We start from the raw sequence: 18,648 nt of genomic DNA on the forward strand, positions 1-18,648 counted from the left end.
GGACTTCCATGCGCATTCTTGTTACCGGTGGTGCCGGTTTCATCGGAGCGGCGATGTCAACGTACCTCGCCGACCATCACGAGCAGGTTATCGCTTTCGATAATCTGCACCCGCAGATCCACCCGGATCACCAGCCCACGGCCGGCTTCGATAAGCGCGTGGAGCTCTACGAGGCCGATGTGACCGACCCGGCCGCCTGGGATACCTTGCTGGAGCGCTTCACCCCGGATGTTGTGGTCCATTTGGCGGCGGAAACCGGAACCGGGCAGTCCCTGACCGAATCCACCCGGCACGCCTCCGTGAACGTGGTGGGCACCACCACGATGCTCGATGCCTTCGCGCGCCACCAGGTCATCCCGCAGCGCATTGTTCTTGCCTCCTCGCGCGCGGTCTACGGCGAGGGTGCCTGGCGGCATACCTCCGGGGAGCACGCCGGTGAGCTGTTCTACCCCGGTTCGCGTACCGTGGCCATGTTCGAAAAAGAAGAATGGGATTTCCCGGAGGCCGAGCCGGTGGCCATGAACGCCGCCCTGGTGGAACCGCACCCGTCCTCTGTCTACGCAGTCACCAAAATCGCCCAGGAACAGCTACTGCGCATGTGGGGCGATGCTTTCGGCTGTGAGATCGGGATTGTGCGCCTGCAAAACGTGTACGGCCCGGGCCAAACTCCCTCCAATCCCTACACCGGGATTATGTCCCTCTTCTGCCGGGTTGCCTACAATAAGCAGCAAATTTCCGTCTACGAAGACGGCCTCATCCGCCGCGATTTCATCATTATTGATGATGTTGCCCGCGCCCTCATTAAAATGATCGAAATTGAGAAGTGCCCGGGAGTCTCCGTGGATATCGGAGCGGGCCACTACACCACTATCCTCGAAGCAGCCCAGATTATCGCGAAGATTTACGGGGCTCCCGAACCGAAGATCACCGGCCAGTGGCGCCACGGCGATGTACGCCACGCCTGGGCGGATCCGGCACCTGCCCGCGAGCTCCTCGGCTTCGAGGCCGAGGTGGACGTGGAAGAAGGCTTCACGCGCCTTGCTTCCTGGATTAACACCCAGACCCAGTATCTCTAAACCCGATAACCGCAGCGCGGCGTGGGGCGACGACCCGGCAACCGCGGCGTCGTCGCCCCACCGCGATGGGACCACGCGAAGGAACGTATGCGCACATGGCTTGACCCCCGCAATAATTCGCTGAATCTGATTCGGCTTGTTTTTGCGCTGATGGTACTTTTCCACCACGTGGGGCCGGTAACCCAGCTCGTCGGGGAATTCGAGATCACCCCCGGCGAATCCGTAGGTGCTTGGGCTGTTTTCGGTTTCTTTATGATTTCCGGGTATCTCATTACCGCGGCCCGGCTGCGTTCGGATGTGGGGCGCTACCTCAAGAACCGCGTGGTCCGGATTTTCCCGGCCTTCCTGTTTATCAATGTGGTGACGGCGTTCCTCCTCGCGCCCTTCGTCTACATCCTTGACCACGGCACCCTGGATGGCTACCTCACCACCGGCCCCACGCCGATCAGCTATATCCTGGGCAATTTCTTCCTCTACATGAACCAGTGGGGCATCGCGGATACCCTCCACAATGTCCCCTACCCCATTGCCTGGAACGGCTCGCTGTGGTCGCTCTACTACGAGTTCGTGTGCTACCTCATTGTGGGCGCGCTACTCACCATCCCCTTCTTCAAGCGGCATATCTGGCCCACGGCCGTGATTTTCCTGGGCACCTGCGCGCTGCGGGTCTTCCTCCCCACCGCCACGGTCTACCTGGGCACGATGAACGGCACCCTCGACCAGCTCTCGCGGCTGCTGCCGTTCTTCTTCGGTGGCTCACTGCTTTTCCTGGCGAAAGACCGCCTCAGCCTCACCACCTGGGGTGCGCTGGGGGCAACGGTTGCGGCCGTGGCGATTATGGTGGTGGCTCCGCATTCCGGGCCGCAGATTTCCGCGCCGCTCCTCACCTACGTGCTGCTGTGGATCGGGCAGACGCTCCCCTCCCCGCGGCTCTTCCAAGTCCACGATTTCAGCTACGGCATCTACATTTGGGGCTTCCCGCTCACCCAGCTGCTCACCCGCCTCGGGCTAGCCGACGCAGCGCCCTACCTGGTTTTCTGCGCGGTTCTTTTCGTGCTCACCGCCCTGGGCGCGGCATTCTCCTGGTTCCTGGTGGAACGACCCGCCATGCGGGCTTCGCGCGGGAAAAAGAATCCCTTCGGGGAGTTGCGCGCGCCGGCGCGCTAGTGGGTGCGAAGAAGCGCGCTGCGGTGCGTGCGTCGTCGTACCAAGAACGACGACGCCGGGCCTAGCTGCCGAGCAGGTGACGCAGCAGGGTACGTACCCCGGTGGAGCTGCGCTCCTTGAGGGCCCGCGGCAGCAAGGTGGCGGCGTAGAGGCGTGAGGTGGCGTGCAACCGGGCCGCCCGCTGGGCTTTGGTCCAGCCGCGGCGCTTCATCTCCTCCGCAGCGAGCGCGAAATAGCGCCGTTCCCCGGCGAAGCGGGTGCCGTCCAGAAGCTTGGAGGCGGAGGCGGAAGAATCGTGGCGGCGGTAACGGAAGCACACGGTGGGCTCGACGAGCATAGAGGCACCGGCGGCCAGCATATCGACGACGATAGCGAGGTCCTGGATGAGCGGGAAACCGGGGCGGAAGGGGGTGGCGCGAATCGTCTCGGTGCGGAAAACGAGCGAGGGCCAGTAAAGCCAGTCCCCGGTGAGAAGTACCGCGGCCGCACCTTCCCCGGAAATAACATTGCCCATCCGGGTGGAGCGCTTGCGCAGGGAAGTTTTGATACGGTCCCCCAGCGGAGAAATAACGGTGCCCTCCGCGTCAATGGGGCGCACCCCGGGCTGAATAATATCGATCGTGGGGTGGGCGGCAATAGCGGCCTGGATGGTGGAAACAAAATTCGGTTCCATCACGTCATCGCAGCCCATGAACATCATGTACTCGGCGGTGGCCAGCTTCAGGCAGGTTTCGTAGTTTTCGGTAATGCCGCGGTTCGTTTCGTTGCGGATATAGGTGATGCGCTCATCATGCAGCTGGGCGAAGTAGTCGGGAACGCTCTCATCGGGATAGCAATCGTCCACCACGGTGAGCTTCCACTCATCACTATCCTGGGCCAGGACTGATTCCACGGTTTGGAAGAGGTAGTCCGGGTTCCCCCAGAAGGGCAGCATGATATCGAGGCGCATCGGGCGTGATCCTTTCTGTGGCGAAGCGGCTTTCCGTTTCGCCGCCATCCGTACTAGCGCCTATTATGGCACGGGCGCGCTCAGGGCGCTGGTCCGGGCGGGCGCGCAGCGGGCGCGGTGAGCCAGCCTGCCCGAAGCGTGCCGTTAGCCCGGCTGCCCGGGCGGGCCGCGCCCTATACTTAAGAAATCCTGCGAAGAGAAAGGCCATCCGTGATGTCCACCGCCGCTGGCCAGAGCTCAGAAACTGCCGGGGCTGCGCTGCCCGTTGCCTTAGGGGGTGCCTCCGGGGCGCTGTCTGGTTTCTTTATTACGGTGGTGAGTGCGCGCTCGCTCTCCCCTGCCGATAACACCCTGTTTTTGACCTTCTGGGCCGCCCTTTTCGCCATTATTGCCATCGTGGCGGGCCTTCAAAATGAAGTGACGCGGGCGGTGCGCCGGGACCGGGTGGAGGGCTGCGAACGCGTGGAAAGCGGCGAACGGATGGAGAACCCTGAGCGGGTCGAAAACCGTGACCGGGTTGAGAGCCGCGCGGGTGTGGATTCCGGGGCCGCGGGCCCGCGTTACCGCACTTCGCCGGTCCTCATCTGTGCGGGGGTGGGCGTATGCGCCGCGCTCCTGGTGCTGGCTGCCACGCCGCTGTGGCTGCGAGTCTTTCACGGGTTTTCCGGGCACGGGCTCCTCATTGCTTTTATTGCCCTGGGGGTACTTCTCAATAGCGTGCATTTAGGGCTCCTCGGAGTTTTCGCGGGGCGCGGGAAATGGAAGATTTTCGGTACTCTCACCTCGCTGGAGCCGGCCCTGCGTTTCCTCTTCATTGCGGTGGCCGGATATCTCAGCCTTGCGCTCCACCTCTATGCCCTCGCCTGCGTGCTAGCCTGCGGTACCTGGCTGCTGCTCAGCGCCGCGCCGGGGGTGCGGGCTTTGGCACGCACCCGCATTAATATTGCGCCGCGGGGTTTGGCGCGCCGCCTCCTGCTGGCCATGGCCGCCACCGGGGCCAGCGCGCTCCTTATTAACGGTTTTCCGCTCCTCATGAGCCTGACCACTGAGCCGGTGGTATTCTCTGAAGCAGCCCCGCTCATTCAAGCGGTGTCCGTGACACGCGCACCCCTCATGCTTCCCCTGGTGGCTTTCCAATCCATGGTGATCACGGTCTTCGTCCAGCACCCTGAACGCACCCGCGGCTATGTGCTGCGTTTGGCCGTTATTGTGGGCGGAATTGGCGGGATTGGCGCCCTGGCCGCTGCCGCGTGCGGCCCGTGGCTCATGGCGGTTATTTTCGGCCCTGCTTATGCGAATACTCCCCTGATCCTGGGCTTCTTAGTGCTTGCCGCGGCCTGCCTGGCTCTTCTTACCCTGACTGGGGCAGTGGCGCTGGCCGCCGATCACCACCGGCTCAATATCCTGGGCTGGTGCGTGGCCCTGGTGGTCTCCGTCGCCATTATGCTTCTGCCCGTTTGCCTAGAAACGCGCACGGTTGCCTCTCTGGTGGTGGGCCCGCTGCTGGGGAGCATCTGCCATATCTTCGGCCTGGTGCGCCGCACTCGATAGCACGCTAGCGCCGGAGCGGCGCGCGGGTACCATGGAGACTACTGAGCTGACCTAGGAGGAAACATGGCACGGGTATCAGTTATCACTCCCGCCTACCGCGGTGAGGACACTATTCGGCGCGCGGTTGTATCGGTCCTGGGCCAAACCATGCCCGATGTGGAGCTCATCGTTGTGGATGATCACTCCCCGGATAACACCGCCGGCGTGCTGCGCGACCTGGAAAAAGAACTTGCCGATTCCCGTCTCACCGTGATCTACCACGAGAACAATACCGGGGTATCCGGGGCCCGGAACTCCGCCCTTGAGCACGCCTCCGGGGACTATATTGCTTTCCTTGACGGGGATGATTACTGGGAACCCACCTATCTGGAACGGATGTTGCGTGAAGTAGAAAGCGCGCCCGACACCGATGTGGTGTGCTGCGGACGCACCATTCACCTCTCCAACGGCCAGACGCGCACCGAACATTCCCGTTTCCTCGGCACCCTTGCGGGCCCGGAGGCGGTACGTGCTTTCCTCACCGATAACCTCACCCCGTTCCTCTGGGATAAGCTTTTCGCCGCTGCCACTTTCCAGGGACTACGTTTCCCCGAGCATATTCACCGCGGGGAAGATCAGGTTGTTGCCGCGATAGCGCTTTCCCGGGCCCGGCGCGTCACCTCAATTCCCGATGCCCTGGCCAATTACGTGGTGGGCACCCAGTCCCTCACTTGGGGTCGCGTTCCCGATCCGCAAGAATACGAGGATGCCGCACGGTTCCTAGCCAAGCAACTCGGACCGGAATGGATGGCAGAACCGGAGAACCTTTCCGCTTTTTTGGTGTACCGCACCCTCGCCATGATGATCTTGGCGCAATCGGCTATGCGTTCGGAGAAAGACACCGCCGATATTGTGCGTGCGGCACGGCGCGCTATTAGCTTGCCCATGCTGCGCGCGACCGCGCAGGCCCGCCCGCAGCTGGCGGCCGGAGCCGCCCTGCTGCGTACCTGCCCGGCGCTCTACCGTAAGATCTACCTGCGCTACGTGCGCAGCACCTACGCCATCGCAGATTAATAGCGAATCGCGAGCAGAGTAGGAGCGGCCTAGGAGCGGATGAGAGCGGCGCTTAGAAAGCCCAGCGCCATCCCGATCCCGGCACTCCCCAGGGATTGTAGACCAGGTAGCCGTGCTCCAGGGAGGTTTCCAGGACCACCTTGCCACCCGCGTTTTCCCCCGGGTTGATAAAGGGGGTGACCCGCTCCTCGGTGGAATAACACCCGTAGGATGCCATCGTGTGGCTATCTTCCTGGATATTTCCTTCCCGGTCCGTGAGATGGAAAGCATCCCGATCCAGGGTGAGGAAAGGAGCATCCGGGTCGTAGGCGGCATAATCAGCTGCCATCTGCGCGCTGAGATCAACCACGAGGAAAGTGCCGTTCTCGGGAGTGAAAACAGCTGGCTCCGCGATGCGCGAAGGGCACTCCTGTGTTCGGGTAATATCCGTGACTGTCAACGTGAATGCCGCCCGAGTGGCGCCGTCGACCGAAAGACCTACCGGCACCCCAAGCTGAGCTTCCACATCGCCGCTGGGCGCAACCGTAACCGGGCGTCCGCCTTCCGAACCGTCAGAACCATCGGTCACTGCGGCCCGGTCTTGCATAGTGTGATTCCCGGTACCGGACGCCCCGGAAACTCCCGGCATACTCGGCACAGCGGTAGCCACCGGAATTGGGGTCACCGGGTCAGGATCCCCCACCGCAACGCTGGAGCATCCGCCTAAACCAAGAACCGCTACTGCGCCGATAATGGCGAGCGAGCTCCCTAGTGCCCGGCGGCACAAGCCAGGGATGGAAGAAGGAGTGGTGTGAGAATTCTGCATCGTCTCATCGTCTTTCTTGTTCATGACTTCATCCCCTTAGAAGCGGTGGAAATCGCCGTGAGGTACAACGTAACCCCAGCGCCGCGCGAAATCCTGCCGCCATTTCGTTGCCACGTACATCCACGCCGGCCCATCCACGGTGGTGACGAGGTCGCGGGTGTAGTTCATATAGGCAGGGTTCTTACCCGGCACATAACCTTCCCAATCATCCATTTGGGCCACTTTGGCATCGTAATTCCACGGTCCGTACTTCAAGAGGTCGCCGCGCAGCCCGTGCGGGCCGGGAAGAGCCCAAGGCCACGGATTCCACCGCGGGCCGGTAATCCACAGTTCATACCCCGGCACCCAACTTTCTTTGATCCCGGAGTAGTTATTGACCACGAAGGCGGCCTCTTCACCCTGGCGCAGCGTTCCGTAAACCAGAATGGGGTACCCACCGGAATTAGGATCAAGGTTGGGTGGGCGCTCGCTATTGGGAGCTGGCGGCACATAATCACGGCGCACCGCCAGGGTGTCCACCCCGTCGCGGTTCCAGTCACCCACCAGAACGTTATCCCCGTGGCGCCCGTAAGAGAATTCGGTCGAGGCGTTCCCACCGGACACGGTCGAATTATTGACGTAGTACATATTGCCGCGGCGCACCGCGAAACTATCGATGCCATCTCCGTCCCAGTCACCCACGAGGACGGTGTCACCGTGGCGCCCGAAGGAGAAGACTGTGAAGTTCTCATCATCGTCGAGCACATTGCTGACATAGAACATATTGCCGCGCCGGATGGCGAGGGTATCGGTGCCGTCCCCGTTCCAATCCCCCGCGATCACTTCATCATCGGGCTGGCCGAAAGTGAAGCTATGTTCCCCGCCTCCGGTGGTGAGCTCATTGCGTACGAAATACGTATTGCCGCGGCGAATAAGGACCGTATCTCCCACTACCGCATCCCAATTGCCGATAAGGAATTGATCGGTGGGCAGCCCGAATTTGAAGTGGATATCCGCGTCCCCGGACAAGAAGGTGTTCTTCATATAGAAATCGGAGCCACGGTTCACGCCCAGGGTGTCCCGCCCGTCGCCATTCCAATCCCCGGAAAACACCACGTCCGTATGCCGCCCGTAGGACATCTCCATATCGGCCGTACCCGAGGTGAGAGAGTTTTTGAAGAAATAGTAGTTTCCCGCGCCCTCGTCCAGAGCGGGCGCGCCCTGCGCTACCGGCATGAGTCCCAGCGAGCTCGCGATCAGCGCCAGCGCTGCGATCACGCCAACCAGCAGCCCGGGGGTGCGGGCGCGCGCGTATGAATACCTCTCCAAGAGAACCTCCTCGAGTTGTTCGCGCCCCGGAGTGGTGCTAAATCCAGGCCGCGATGCGTGGACGATAGTTCCAGCCTAAACCCTCCGGGCGGCACAATTGTGGAGATCGCCCGTGTCGCCCTCGCATCGCACATTGTGGCACGGCGGGATGGGCTGACTCCTTACCCCGCAGTTCCGGGTAGAATTAGCCAGGAACTGACCCACGAAAGGAATAATATGCGTGTCCTGGTTACCGGCGGTGCCGGATTTATTGGCGCGAATTTCGTTCACCAAACTGTCGAGGATTATCCGGATGCCGAAGTTGTCGTCCTGGATAAACTCACGTACGCGGGTAATCCCAAGTCCATTGAGGGCCTGGACCGCGTCACCCTGGTCCAGGGCGATATTGCGGATATGGATACCGTTGATCCCCTGGTCAAGGACTGCGATCTGGTGGTGAATTTCGCGGCGGAATCCCATAACGATAACTCGCTCGTTGATCCCTCCCCCTTCATCCGCTCCAACCTGGTGGGCACCTACACGATTCTGGAAGCGGTACGCCGCCACGGGGTACGCCTCCACCATATTTCCACCGACGAAGTGTACGGGGACCTGGAGATCGACGAACCGCGCCGCTTCCAGGATGGCGATCCCTATATCGCTTCCTCCCCGTATTCGGCTTCCAAGGCCGGCTCTGACCTGCTGGTACGCGCCTGGGTGCGTTCCTTCGGGGTAGAAGCCACCATCTCCAATTGCTCGAATAACTACGGCCCCTACCAGCACGTGGAGAAGTTCATTCCGCGTACCGTCACCAACCTCCTGGATGGCATCCGCCCGCGTATCTACGGCACCGGCCTCCAGGTACGCGATTGGATTCACGTACGCGATCACAACGTGGCGGTATGGGAGATCATCAATAAGGGCCGGATCGGGGAAACCTACCTCATCGGCGCGGATGGCGAAAAGAATAACCTTGAGGTCGTCAAGATGATCCTCCAGGAGTTCGGCCGCGAACCCGATGATTTCGATCATGTGAATGACCGCCCCGGCCACGATCAGCGCTACGCCATTGATAATTCCAAGCTGGTGGAAGAAACCGGCTGGCAGCCTAAGTTCAAGGACTTCGCCGCGGGTCTGCATGACACCGTGGAATGGTACAAGGCCAATGAAGAGTGGTGGCGCCCGCAGAAGGAAGCCGTGGAGGCTAAGTACGCCAAGACCGGCCACTAAAGAGCCGCACCCCGGCCCTCATGCGCTGCCTGCATGAGCCGGCTTTCGCTGCCCCGTTCGCACTTCTCCGATGCGCACCCTGAGTGCCACGAGGAGCGCGAGCGGGGCAGCGCTATGCGTGGGAGCCTCGCCGCGGTCCCCCTTCCGTGTCCCACCGGGCCGCCGCGCGGCAGTCCGGCTATACTGAACGCAACCCAAGAGCTAGGAGCATCATGCAGATTGCTGTGATCGGGCTGGGCTACGTGGGCTTGGCCAACGCCGTCCTTCTTGCCCAACACCACGATGTTGTCGGATCGGATCTCAATCCCGCGAAAGTGGATGCGATTAACGCCCGCACGTCCCCGATCCAGGATGCCAAAATCGAAGAGTTCCTCGCCACGAAGCCGCTTTCGCTGCGGGCTACCACCTCGAATATTGAGGCGCTTGCGGGTGCTGATTACGCGGTGATCGCCACCCCCACCGATTACGATACGGAGACCAATGCCTTCGATACGGCCTCTGTTGAAAGTGCGATTGCGCAGGTAGCTGAGGCGAATCCCGGTGCCGTCGTCGTTATTAAATCCACTATCCCCATCGGTTTTACCGCGCGGATGCAAGAAACGTTCCCGCAACTGCGCATCGTCTTTTCCCCGGAGTTTTTGCGCGAGGGTAAAGCGCTGCACGATAATCTCAACCCTTCGCGCATTGTTGTTTCGGGCGACGACGCCGCAGCTGCCCACTTCGCCCAGCTGCTGAGCGAGGGAGCTGAAGCGCGCGACGTCCCGATTATCCAGGTGGGAACCCGGGAAGCCGAAGCGATTAAGCTTTTCTCCAATACGTATCTGGCCATGCGGGTCGCTTATTTCAATGAGCTGGATTCTTTCGCGATGGCGCGCTCCCTCAACGCCGCGGAGATTATCCGCGGGGTGGGTCTCGATCCGCGTATCGGGGATCATTACAATAATCCTTCCTTCGGCTACGGCGGCTACTGCCTGCCCAAGGACACCAAGGAATTACGCGCCGATTTCGAAGGCGTGCCCGAAAATCTCATGTCCGCCATTGTGGAATCCAATGACACCCGGATCGACTTCCTGGCTACCCGCCTGGCGGGGGCCGGCTACGCCACGGTGGGGATCTACAAGGTCGCCATGAAATCGGGCTCGGATAATCACCGGGCTTCGGCGGCCCTCAGCCTCGCAGCGCACTTGCGGGCGCGGGATGTGGAGGTGCTCGTTTACGATCCGGCGCTGAAACCGGGCGGCCTCGGGGATATTCCGGTGCTGGATTCCTGGGAAGAATTCCAGGATCGCGCGGATGTGATCATCACGAATCGCCTGGATGGCACCATGCCGGAAACCTCCACACCGGTGCTCACCCGCGATATTTTCGGGCGGGACTAAAACCGGTACTCAAGCACAGCGGCGCGCTTGCGCCTAAAGGTACGGGCCGGGGATCTTGCTTCGTCGTGAAGCATCCCCGGCCCGTATGTTGTGACCGAAACTAGTTCCTATCGGTGCTTAGCGCGAGCGCACCACCCCGAGGGTTTGGCCGCCCCGGCCATCCCAATCACCGAAGATGACCATATCGCTGTGGCGCCCGTAGGTAACATCTTCGGTCACCTCCGGACCGCTGAGCGGGCCGCGCACCACGTACACATTCCCGCGGCGCACCACGAGGGTGGAACGCTGGGGCTCAATCTTCGCGGCGAGCACCTCATCGCCCGGGTTCCCGTAGGCCATTTCCCCGGAGACCGCGCTGGTGGCCAGGTTATCGGTGAAGATAAAGACGTTGCCGCGCCGCACCGCCAGGGTGTCCACGCCATCACCATTCCAATCGCCCACCAGCCAGGTATCCCCCGGATTACCGAAGCAGTACACCGTGTCGGCCGGGCCGGAGGTAAGGGAATTGCGCACGAGCAGCAGGTTGCCGCGCCGCACCGCGAAGGTATCCACGCCGTCGCCATCCCAGTCACCTACGAACACCTCGTCATCGGCACGCCCGAAGCTGAAGACCCGCGTAGCAACCCCGGAGGTGAGGGTATCGCGCACATGGAAAATATTGGAGCGGCGAATCGCCAGGGTATCGCGCCCATCACCGTTCCAATCACCAGTGAGGATTTCATCGCCGCGCAGGCCGTAGTCCATCACAATATCGGCGGTACGGCCCCAGCCATTAGCGAGGAAGAAGCGCGGCGGGAAAGGTGCCACAGTGGAGGAGGGCCGCGGATTGCTCGGCGCGGGAGCCGGCGGGGCGGGCGGGCGCGGTGCCGGTGGCTGAGTGGGGCGCGGCGCGGGCTGCGTCGTCGTACCACCACCAGAACGCAGCTGCGTATAGATACGGTAGGCGTTCTCGCGAATGGAGCCGATGGAATCGTAAATCGTGCCCGGGCAGGAAGTATTGCCCACATCTCGGTGCCCCACAATACGCGGCATCGCCTCGCCGGAACGGTAGCGCGCCGAATTATTGCGCTGCGGGATGGTCAGCGAGGTGGTGCCGCGCGGATCCAGGCCCGCGAGCGCGAATTTCCAGCCGGCCACATCCGCGAGGGTGTTAAGAATGGTTTGCGAGGGGCGGTGGTTCGCGGTGAAGGTGCCGAGCACAGACACGCCCATGGTTCCGGTATTGCGCCCGGCGGCGTGCGCACCAATCGCCATGGTGCCGTCCTGGGATTGCAGGGTGCCGTAGCGCCCTTCCCACTTCCCGCCGTATTTATCGACGATCACGTTGTAGCCAATATCGCCCCAATCGCGGGTGACGGCGTGGAAGGCGTAAATCCCGCGGATAACACGCGGCACCCCGGCTTGGGTGTAGTTATTCGAGCCGGCGGTGTGGTGGATAACCATGCCCTGGAAGGTGGCGTATTCCACCGGCCAGGTCATGAGGGAGCCGTCCGCGCCCCAATCGGCGCGGGTGTGGATCCCGCGGGTGCCGATGCGGTTGGTCCAATCGCGGGCGGTGGGAAGTAAGCCGTTCGCCACCACGCTACCCTGCTCCAGGGTGCCCCCACCGCGCGCGGCGGAGAGCGAAGCCCCCAGGGCCGGAATCTCTTCTTCGCCCTCTTCGGGATTGACCACCGGATCGGTTTCCGTTCCGCGTTCGGGCAGAATCGGCGCAGTTTCGGTCTCCTCTACCTCCACGGTGTCACCCTCGGCGGTGTAAGCAATATCGATGCGCAGGCCGGCCGGGAGCGGGCCCTCGCCCTGGGTAATACGCACCTGAATACCGGTGGACTCCCCCGAGACGTTGTACTCCGTGCCGGGCCGTTCACGCTCGGTTTGGGATTCCTCGCCCACTTCGTACCAATCCGACCACTGCTCCCCGTCCAGGGTGCGCATTTCGATAGAAGCACCCTCGGGCAGGCTCTCCCCGCGGTTCCAGGTCAGCCCGGCCACCGCGAAGGGTTCGTCCACCCGCACCGGGCTGGTGAAGACGGCGTAGTTATCGGCCAGTTCCGCGCCGTCCGCACTATCCTCGGCCCCGTTTTCCGCGTCCCTGTTTGCGGTGCCTTCGTTCTCGGTGCTTTCGTTTCCGGTTCCTGCGGCGCGCAGTACATTCGTGCGCACCGCATTCGGTACGACGCCGCCCGCGGGCCCGGCACTCGCTTCTTGGGCAGGCTCGGCTCCCCCGGTGGGGTGCGAAGCCTCGGTGGGGTGCGCTGCCTCGCGCGGCTCGGCTTCCTTGGAGGAGCCAGGCTTGCTCGCTGATTCTTCCTCGATTTGTGCGGTGGCGGTAGTGGTGAGATCCCCCGCTTCGGTTGTTAGCGGAATAACAATACTGCCCTGTGCATCATCGTTCTCGGCAAAAGCGTAGCCCACAATCGGGACGGCAAGGCCCGCACTCGCGAGCGCCAGCACGGTTCCTAGAACAAGACCGCGACGTTTGGTCATTTTTCCCTCCGGTTCACGCCGCCCGCCACGATGAGAACTCATACGGGCAGCTTCCAGACTTACCTTACGGCAAAAGTCCCAACTTTCACACCCTTAACTCCGTTTTACTTTAACCTCATAAAAATACATCGGTGTTATTCGATTGAGGTCGCGGAGTGAGGGGTGGAGCCGCCTCGCGGATACTCGCAGCTCCACGTTGATTTTAATACGTTTTAGTTAGTGAGAACGACGACGCGCCGCGCGCGCCGCCCGCACGTGCAGCTGCGCCCGCAGCGCGAGCCCGCCCCGGATTGCCCAGCGCAGGGGCGCCTGCCAGGGGCGCGCGTACACGCTATCGATATAGTGCGCCGCGCTGCGGTGATGTTCGCGCAGCATGGCGGCCGGTTGGTCTTTCCAGGAAGCACCCTGGGAGTGAATCACTTCCGCTTCGGGGAGGAAAACCGAGTGCCAGCCCGCCCGAGCCAGGGCCTCCCCCAGGGCCACGTCCTCGAAGAACATGAAATAGGAATCATCGAAACCGCCCACGGCCTCGAAAGCTTCGCGGCGGAGCAGCAGGCAGGCCCCGGAAAGCCAATCCACCGGGTGGGCACGGGTGACATCCGCATTGGAGCGGTAGGAGCGGGAGAAGGGATTATTCGGCCAGATATTCCCGAGCAGCGCGTGCCCCACCCCGGAAACAATCCGCGGGAATTGGCGGGCCGAAGGGTAGATCTCCCCTTCCGGAGTGCGGATGAGCGGACCGAGCGCGCCGGCCCGTGGGAAGCTTTCCGCCCCGCGCACCAGGGCGTCGAGCGAGCCGGGGGTGAACACCACATCGGGATTGGCCACCACCAGCCATTCGCCGGTGAAGCCCTGGGCTCCGCGATTGGCGGCCCGGCCGTAACCGATATTTTCGCCGGTGCGCACCACCTGCGCCCCGTGGGCGCGGGCTACCCGATCCACTTCGGCGTGCTCGGAGCCGTTATCCACAATGATGCATTCGTGGGCTTCCTGCAGGGCTGCCGGGAGGGAGGCGAGAAAAGCTTCCAGTTCCGGCCCGGGATTGAAAGCCACGGTGATGACACGAATGCGCATGGTCCTAGCCTAGCCGAGCCAAGCGCCTCCCGCCCGCGCCACCGTGCTTAACACCGCAGTGCGGCGCTTCTTCCAGCGGGCGACGCGCCCGAACCCCTATGATGAGGTGGTGGCAAAAAACTCACGCGCCGCAGCGCATCTGATCGGTGGACGCCGCACCTCTTCGTGGTGGCGGGTCGTGGTGCTGGTGCTGCTTGCACTTCTGCTCACCTTCGGCACGGCCCTGTGGTCCGCGTGGGCGCGCTACCAGGGGAATATCACCCGGGCGGATATTGATGATCTGGTTCCTTCCGCCGCCGCGGCGGAGCCGGTGGATCCTTCCGCGGGCCGCCCGCTCAATATCCTTGTTCTCGGTTCGGATGTGCGCAGCGGGGCTTCTGATATTGATAACGCTGGGGAATCCGGCGAAGTCGGGGGGATGCGCGCGGATACTACCATGATCATGCATATCAGCGCTGATCGTAGCCGCGTGGATATTGTGTCCGTGCCCCGCGATACCCTCGTGGATATTCCCTCCTGCACGATTCGTACGTCTTCCGGAGGTTCGGAAACGGTCACCACCCGTCCCGCCCCCGAAACCATGTTCAATTCCGCCTTCGCTATTGGCGGCCAGTACGGCGATGTTGCCAGCGCGGCCGCCTGCACCATGACCACCCTCCACCAGATGACCGGCATTACCTTCAACGGTTATATCGTGGTGGATTTTGCGTCCTTTATTTCTACCGTGGATGCCCTGGGTGGGGTTCCCATGTACTTCGCGGATGATCTGTACGACGAGCGCGCCGGCCTCGATATCGCTTCCGGTTGCCGCCTCCTCAACGGCACCCAGGCTCTGGCCCTGGCCCGGGCCCGCTACAGCGTGGGGGACGGCTCGGATATTTCCCGTATTGGCCGCCAGCACGAATTGGTGAGCGCGGTAGCCGCCGAGGCCCTCCGCTCCAATCTCCTCACCGATTTCGGCCGCCTCATGCGCCTGCTCGACGCCGCCACCCAATCCCTGCAAACCTCCCAGGAAATCGGTTCCATCAGCAATATTGTGGGCCTGGCAAATTCGCTGCGTTCCATCGACCCGGCCAATATCCGCTTCTGGACCATGCCTTTCGCGTGGGCCGGGAACCGCGTGGTCGCGACCGATAGCGCCGAATACGTGTGGGAGGCGCTCCGCCGCGACGTTCCGGTACGTGCGGAAAAGAATGCCGACGGCGTTTTCATTGGCCTTCCCCCGGAAGGCAGCCCCGATGCTCTTCCCAGTACCGCCGCGGGTGCTACGCCAAGTGCCGGCAGCACCGCTGCGGGCAGCGAAGGAGCGTCCGGAGCCGCGGGGGGCGCCGATAGCGATACCGCCGCCACCGACGCGAATTCCGAGAGCACGCCTACGCCGGCCTCTCCCGGCGCGGATGAGACCGCTTCCGCCACTTCTCCCACCACCGCCCAGAGCACCGAGTCCGCGCCCGTGTGTACCCGAGAGAATGCGATTCCCTGAGCATGAACCGTTTCCATGGGACTACCCCACCACCGTCCTTCCCGCCTAAGCGCAGGCTTCCGCGGCCTTCCGCGCAGGGCGCGCAGCCGGTCGGCCGCGGCCGCGCCGTGCCCCCGCAGGCACGCGAACAGCATCCTGATGTTTCCGGGGACCCCCGCGGCGCCGGGATTGCCCCCGCCGCCGGTGCTATCCCCGCTGCCGGAGCCACCCGCAATGCCGGGGCTCCGCGCCGGCCCGCTCCCGTGCAGCCCCCCAGCTTCGCGCCGCAGCGCCAGGTAGCGCCCGCTCGCCCGGCTGAATCTTTCGAACAGGCGCCCTCCTACCCGCCGGCTGCTTCCCAGGCGCCGGCTCGTGCCTACGCTCCCCACGCTCCCAACGGCGGCTTTGCGCAGCACAGCGGCTTTGCGCAGCCCGCCGATTTTGGGCAACCCGCACCGGACATGCCCGGAATGGGTGCGCCTGCCCGGCGCGCGCGGCGCCGCCATCCGTGGCGCTGGGTAGCTGGCGTCGTCGTCGTTCTTCTTATTCTTGCGGTGACCTGGCCTACCTACCTGTTCTTCTACGGCAACTCCAAGCTCACCCGCGCGGATGCGCTGAGCGGGGCCGCGGGAACGGCCGGGACCACGTACCTGATTGTGGGCTCGGATGTGCGCGAGGCGGACGGGATCGATGACCCGACCGAAGGCGAGCGCGCGGACACCATTATGCTGCTGCACGTGCCCGAATCCGGGGCGCCGGCACTGGTCTCCCTCCCTCGCGATTCTTACGTGAACGTGCCCGGGGAAGGTGAACAGAAGCTCAATTCTTCCTTCGCGTTGGGCGGGCCGCGGCTGCTGGTGGAAACGGTGGAGGAACTTTCCGGGATGACCGTGGACCACTACATCCAGATTTCCATGGCCGGGGTGCAGCAGATTGTGGACGCTGCCGGCGGGGTGCGCCTGTGTTACGACGCCGACGTGGACGATGCGGACTCGGGCATGGTGTGGGAAGCTGGCTGCCACGATACCAACGGTGCTCAGGCCCTTGCTTTCGCGCGGATGCGTAAATCTGATCCGCTGGGTGACCTGGGGCGTACCAACCGGCAGCGCCAGGTGGTTTCCTCCCTGATTGGCAAGCTGAAGACCCCGGCAACGCTGGTGAATTTCCCGCTGCAGCGGCGCATGGTCGGCACCGCCGGCTCCATTCTCACGGTGGATGAAGGGACCTCGCTGTATAACGTGGGGCGGGCCGGGTTGGCGCTCGGAACTGTGCTGGGCGAAGGTGGCCTGGCCGGCGTTCCCCCGATTGCCGATCTGGACTACCGGGCCAACGGGCAGTCCAATGTGCTCCTCGATCCGCAGCGCACCCCGGAGTTCTTCCGGAAGATGCGCGAGGGGACCCTGACTCCCGCCGATATGCTTCCTAGTTTCTAAAGCGTGATAGTCTCAGCGCGATGACTAGCCCAGCACCAGAGCCAACACCAGAACCGCGTTCCTCCGCCCGCGCCCGGGTGGACAAGCTCGTGCGCCGTTTACTCAAGGGCCAGACCTTCCGGCAGTGGCTCGTGGAATTCATGCAATTCTGCACGGTGGGTTTGGGTGCCTATATCGTCAATGTGGGTATTTTTAATCTGCTGGCGCATACCGGGCTGGTGCGCCTGCCCGGCGATCAGTCCATGACCGCGAAGGTCATTTCCGTTACCCTTTCCGTGATTTTTTCCTGGGTGGCCAACCGCTTGTGGACCTTCCGCACCCAGCGTTCGGCGGAAAAAATGCGGGAATTCCTGCAATTCGTGGCGGTGAATCTGTGCGGGATGGCTATCGAGCTGGGCTGCTTGTGGTTCTCCCGCTACGTGCTGGATATGCGCTCCCAGCTGGCCGATAATATTTCTTCCAATGTGGTGGGGCTGATTCTGGGGACCGCCTGCCGCTACGTGCTCTACCGCTACGTGGTGTTCCGGGTGCGCGAGTAGCGCCGTCGTTCCTACAAGTGCCGGGACTCTCACCGCGACCCTCGCGAAGCTGCACCTACGCGAGGCGCCGCACCGTTTAGAAACGCCGGCGGCGTGCTCCCACCGAAATTTCCCCGCCTGCCGGGAAAACTTTCGCCGGGTCGAGGGCCGCCGGGAGCGCGGCGAGCACCACCGAAAAAATAGGGGGTTGGGCCTGGGATAATTCCAGGCGCCCGCCGTTGCGTTCGGCCAGTTGGCGGGCCAGCGGCAGGCCAAATCCGGTGGAGCCGCCCAGGGAGAATCCCTGCGTGAAAATAGCTTCCACGAATTCGGGGGCTACCCCCTCCCCCTCGTCGCTAATATCGATAATGACGCCCCGGCCGGCTGGACGCGAGGTGACCGTCGTCGTTCCCGCCCCGTATTTCAGCGAGTTTTCCACGCACGTGGCAATAATTTGGGAGAGCGCCCCGGGATCGGAAAGCACCGGGCCGTGCTGACCCACCGTGAAAACCACCTTGCGGCCCGCGGCCGCGAAGGCACGCTCCCATTCCACGCCCTGCTGGGTGAAAATCGGTTGCAGCGCCACCGCTTCCGTGGCGCTTTCCTGGGCGCGCGAGGCGTGGAGCAGATCGGTGACCACCCCGGTGAGGCGTTCCACCTGTTCCAGGCAGCGGGTGGCTTCTTCTTTGACGTCCGGATCGTTGCTCAGGTACTGGATTTCTTCCAGGCGCATGGATAGCGAGGTGAGCGGGGTGCGCAGCTGGTGGGAGGCGTCGGCAGCGAATTGGCGTTCGGCGGAAAGCCGCCCGGCCATCCGATCCGCGGCCCGCGCGATCTCCTCAAAAACCAGGTCGATTTCTTCGATACCGGAGGGTGCCATTTGCGGGCGGGTGGTTCCCGCACCCAGCTGTTCCGCGGCGGCCGCCAGATAAATAAGCGGCGCGGAGATACGGCGCGAGACCCGCATGGCGATCCCCACCGCCACCAAAATAGCCACGATAATCGCCAGGATTTCCGCGCCCAGGAAAAGCAGCATATCCCGGCGGGCCCGCGCTTCATCGAGGGCATTGCGCGGGATCGTCACCCCGCCCATCACCAGCGCCGGAATCCCGACCAGCAAAATGGCGGCCAGCGCGGTGCGGATCGTCATCCGCAAAGAACGTGCGCGCATGGGTTC

The 18,648-nt window shown here is 63.0% G+C and carries 15 protein-coding genes; 9 read left to right on the forward strand and 6 right to left on the reverse strand.

Annotation, left to right across the window (positions count from 1 at the left end):
• The first annotated feature begins 8 nt into the window (after nt 1-8).
• Nucleotides 9-1,076 carry an NAD-dependent epimerase/dehydratase family protein gene (locus tag CYJ17_RS09040; protein WP_087070499.1) on the forward strand — a complete coding sequence of 356 codons (1,068 nt, stop codon included), beginning with the start codon at nt 9-11 and terminating at the stop codon, nt 1,074-1,076.
• An 87-nt stretch (nt 1,077-1,163) separates the two neighbouring features.
• Nucleotides 1,164-2,243, forward strand: coding sequence for an acyltransferase family protein (locus CYJ17_RS09045; RefSeq protein WP_087070498.1), 1,080 nt, complete (start codon nt 1,164-1,166; stop codon nt 2,241-2,243).
• Nucleotides 2,244-2,304: 61 nt separating this feature from the next.
• Here CYJ17_RS09045 and CYJ17_RS09050 read toward each other — a convergent pair whose 3' ends face one another.
• Nucleotides 2,305-3,192 carry a glycosyltransferase family 2 protein gene (locus CYJ17_RS09050; RefSeq protein WP_087070497.1) on the reverse strand — a complete coding sequence of 296 codons (888 nt, stop codon included), beginning with the start codon at nt 3,190-3,192 and terminating at the stop codon, nt 2,305-2,307.
• A 213-nt stretch (nt 3,193-3,405) separates the two neighbouring features.
• Here CYJ17_RS09050 and CYJ17_RS09055 point away from each other — a divergent pair, with 213 nt between their 5' ends.
• Together CYJ17_RS09055 and CYJ17_RS09060 are read left to right on the forward strand one after the other, a co-directional pair.
• On the forward strand, nt 3,406-4,743 hold the full coding sequence (locus CYJ17_RS09055; RefSeq protein WP_087070496.1) for an MATE family efflux transporter: 1,338 nt from the start codon (nt 3,406-3,408) through the stop codon (nt 4,741-4,743).
• 63 nt (nt 4,744-4,806) lie between these two features.
• Nucleotides 4,807-5,796 carry a glycosyltransferase family 2 protein gene (locus tag CYJ17_RS09060; RefSeq protein WP_087070495.1) on the forward strand — a complete coding sequence of 330 codons (990 nt, stop codon included), beginning with the start codon at nt 4,807-4,809 and terminating at the stop codon, nt 5,794-5,796.
• A 52-nt stretch (nt 5,797-5,848) separates the two neighbouring features.
• Here the strand turns inward: CYJ17_RS09060 and CYJ17_RS09065 are convergent, their stop codons facing one another.
• Both CYJ17_RS09065 and CYJ17_RS09070 read right to left on the reverse strand, forming a co-directional pair.
• Nucleotides 5,849-6,625 carry a hypothetical protein gene (locus CYJ17_RS09065; protein WP_087070494.1) on the reverse strand — a complete coding sequence of 259 codons (777 nt, stop codon included), beginning with the start codon at nt 6,623-6,625 and terminating at the stop codon, nt 5,849-5,851.
• Nucleotides 6,626-6,637: 12 nt separating this feature from the next.
• Entirely contained in the window at nt 6,638-7,909 is a 1,272-nt protein-coding gene (locus tag CYJ17_RS09070; RefSeq protein WP_087070493.1) for a gamma-glutamylcyclotransferase family protein, read from the reverse strand.
• A 216-nt stretch (nt 7,910-8,125) separates the two neighbouring features.
• On the opposite strand from CYJ17_RS09070, the gene rfbB reads away from it, so the two are divergent.
• Nucleotides 8,126-9,118, forward strand: a complete 993-nt coding sequence (gene rfbB, locus CYJ17_RS09075; RefSeq protein ID WP_016443166.1) for a dTDP-glucose 4,6-dehydratase — start codon at nt 8,126-8,128, stop codon at nt 9,116-9,118.
• Between the two features lie 212 nt (nt 9,119-9,330).
• Nucleotides 9,331-10,497, forward strand: coding sequence for a nucleotide sugar dehydrogenase (locus tag CYJ17_RS09080; protein ID WP_087070492.1), 1,167 nt, complete (start codon nt 9,331-9,333; stop codon nt 10,495-10,497).
• A 117-nt stretch (nt 10,498-10,614) separates the two neighbouring features.
• Here the strand turns inward: CYJ17_RS09080 and CYJ17_RS09085 are convergent, their stop codons facing one another.
• Together CYJ17_RS09085 and CYJ17_RS09090 are read right to left on the reverse strand one after the other, a co-directional pair.
• Nucleotides 10,615-12,984, reverse strand: a complete 2,370-nt coding sequence (locus CYJ17_RS09085) for an N-acetylmuramoyl-L-alanine amidase (RefSeq protein ID WP_284881034.1) — start codon at nt 12,982-12,984, stop codon at nt 10,615-10,617.
• A 216-nt stretch (nt 12,985-13,200) separates the two neighbouring features.
• Nucleotides 13,201-14,058 (reverse strand): glycosyltransferase family 2 protein, encoded by an 858-nt coding sequence (locus tag CYJ17_RS09090; RefSeq protein ID WP_101595355.1) that lies wholly within the window; start codon nt 14,056-14,058, stop codon nt 13,201-13,203.
• 109 nt (nt 14,059-14,167) lie between these two features.
• On the opposite strand from CYJ17_RS09090, the gene CYJ17_RS09095 reads away from it, so the two are divergent.
• Genes CYJ17_RS09095 through CYJ17_RS09105 form a run of 3 tightly spaced genes read left to right on the forward strand, consistent with a single transcriptional unit; the run spans nt 14,168 to nt 17,492 of the window.
• The gene (locus CYJ17_RS09095) at nt 14,168-15,541 is read left to right on the forward strand and encodes an LCP family protein (RefSeq protein WP_234984474.1); all 1,374 of its coding nucleotides are present in this window, start codon (nt 14,168-14,170) and stop codon (nt 15,539-15,541) included.
• 2 nt (nt 15,542-15,543) lie between these two features.
• Nucleotides 15,544-16,953, forward strand: a complete 1,410-nt coding sequence (locus tag CYJ17_RS09100) for an LCP family protein (RefSeq protein ID WP_234984473.1) — start codon at nt 15,544-15,546, stop codon at nt 16,951-16,953.
• Nucleotides 16,954-16,973: 20 nt separating this feature from the next.
• The gene (locus CYJ17_RS09105; protein ID WP_087070487.1) at nt 16,974-17,492 is read left to right on the forward strand and encodes a GtrA family protein; all 519 of its coding nucleotides are present in this window, start codon (nt 16,974-16,976) and stop codon (nt 17,490-17,492) included.
• A gap of 76 nt (nt 17,493-17,568) precedes the next feature.
• Here the strand turns inward: CYJ17_RS09105 and CYJ17_RS09110 are convergent, their stop codons facing one another.
• Nucleotides 17,569-18,642 carry a sensor histidine kinase gene (locus CYJ17_RS09110; RefSeq protein WP_087070486.1) on the reverse strand — a complete coding sequence of 358 codons (1,074 nt, stop codon included), beginning with the start codon at nt 18,640-18,642 and terminating at the stop codon, nt 17,569-17,571.
• Nucleotides 18,643-18,648: the final 6 nt, after the last annotated feature.

The organism is Actinotignum timonense (assembly GCF_002860685.3).
Lineage (GTDB): Bacteria > Actinomycetota > Actinomycetes > Actinomycetales > Actinomycetaceae > Actinotignum > Actinotignum timonense.

What these genes read in the sequence shown, in the direction of transcription:
- CYJ17_RS09105 (WP_087070487.1), top strand. Translation starts at nt 16,974, where the DNA reads ATGACTAGCCCAGCACCAGAGCCAACACCAGAACCGCGTTCCTCCGCC.
- CYJ17_RS09045 (WP_087070498.1), top strand. Translation starts at nt 1,164, where the DNA reads ATGCGCACATGGCTTGACCCCCGCAATAATTCGCTGAATCTGATTCGG.
- CYJ17_RS09055 (WP_087070496.1), top strand. Translation starts at nt 3,406, where the DNA reads ATGTCCACCGCCGCTGGCCAGAGCTCAGAAACTGCCGGGGCTGCGCTG.
- CYJ17_RS09060 (WP_087070495.1), top strand. Translation starts at nt 4,807, where the DNA reads ATGGCACGGGTATCAGTTATCACTCCCGCCTACCGCGGTGAGGACACT.
- CYJ17_RS09065 (WP_087070494.1), bottom strand. Translation starts at nt 6,625, where the DNA reads ATGAACAAGAAAGACGATGAGACGATGCAGAATTCTCACACCACTCCT.
- CYJ17_RS09100 (WP_234984473.1), top strand. Translation starts at nt 15,544, where the DNA reads ATGAACCGTTTCCATGGGACTACCCCACCACCGTCCTTCCCGCCTAAG.
- CYJ17_RS09090 (WP_101595355.1), bottom strand. Translation starts at nt 14,058, where the DNA reads ATGCGCATTCGTGTCATCACCGTGGCTTTCAATCCCGGGCCGGAACTG.
- CYJ17_RS09040 (WP_087070499.1), top strand. Translation starts at nt 9, where the DNA reads ATGCGCATTCTTGTTACCGGTGGTGCCGGTTTCATCGGAGCGGCGATG.
- rfbB (WP_016443166.1), top strand. Translation starts at nt 8,126, where the DNA reads ATGCGTGTCCTGGTTACCGGCGGTGCCGGATTTATTGGCGCGAATTTC.
- CYJ17_RS09080 (WP_087070492.1), top strand. Translation starts at nt 9,331, where the DNA reads ATGCAGATTGCTGTGATCGGGCTGGGCTACGTGGGCTTGGCCAACGCC.
- CYJ17_RS09050 (WP_087070497.1), bottom strand. Translation starts at nt 3,192, where the DNA reads ATGCGCCTCGATATCATGCTGCCCTTCTGGGGGAACCCGGACTACCTC.
- CYJ17_RS09110 (WP_087070486.1), bottom strand. Translation starts at nt 18,642, where the DNA reads ATGCGCGCACGTTCTTTGCGGATGACGATCCGCACCGCGCTGGCCGCC.
- CYJ17_RS09085 (WP_284881034.1), bottom strand. Translation starts at nt 12,984, where the DNA reads ATGACCAAACGTCGCGGTCTTGTTCTAGGAACCGTGCTGGCGCTCGCG.